The organism is Nocardia araoensis NBRC 100135 (assembly GCF_000308435.1).
GTDB classification, from domain to species: Bacteria; Actinomycetota; Actinomycetes; order Mycobacteriales; family Mycobacteriaceae; genus Nocardia; species Nocardia araoensis.
Map to the genome: position 1 here is coordinate 1 of NZ_BAFR01000259.1, position 830 is coordinate 830.

An 830-nucleotide genomic window follows, 5' to 3' on the forward strand; every position below is an offset into this window, starting at 1 on the left:
ACCTCGGCAAGAGGGTGGTCGGCGAACATCTCCTCGATGTCCCCGGCGATCTGCTTGCATTGCAGTAGAATTACTTTCAACGAATCTGCCAGTTTCGGGAGCACTGTTTCAGCGGCTTTGGTGCCGGGAACGGTGACGGTTTGCGCGGGCAACGCGGCCAGGATTTCCTCGACCAGCCGGGCGCCCATGCGTGGGGCGTGTGTGGTGGCGATGGCGGTGAGTTTGCGCCGCCCGGCGGTCCGGATTCCTTCGGGACCGCCGCAGCGCGACAGGATCTCCAGCACCGCTGGATGGGCGATGCGGGGTCCGAGGACGCGTTCGAGAGCGGGGTGGATGCCGGTGAGCAGGCCGCGGATGCGGTTGCTGGTGCGGGTCGCTTCACCGGCGAGGTCGTCGTCGAACCCGGCCAGAACAGCGAGTTCGGTGAGGGCCTCGTCACCGATATCGACGCGACGCAGCGTGTGCGGCATGGTGCGGGCGGCGTCGGCGATGATGTGGGCGTCGCGGGCATCGGTCTTGGCCTGACCTGGGTAAGGGTCGGCGATGCGGCGCATCGCCAGCCCGGGCAGATAGGCGACATCGTGGCCGCAGGCGCGGGCGACGGTCACCGGCAGGGCGCCGATCGTGTTGGGTTGATCGACCACGATCAACAACCGGCCGTGACGTTACGAAGAGACCTACCAGCAGCCCTGTCCCCATCAGCGGTCCGTCGACGCCACCAGGGCCCGGCGACACCACCCCCCGGATCATTCGAAAGACAGGGGCAAGAAGTCATACCGAGCCTGGCGACCGTGGGCCCGATCTCGGTACCCACGAAAAAGGTAACGGGG

1 pseudogene is annotated in these 830 nt (G+C 66.7%); it reads right to left on the minus strand.

Annotation, left to right across the window (positions count from 1 at the left end):
• Positions 1-662: pseudogene (locus ON21_RS30250) on the minus strand (IS110 family transposase); the annotation flags it as partial.
• Positions 663-830: the final 168 nt, after the last annotated feature.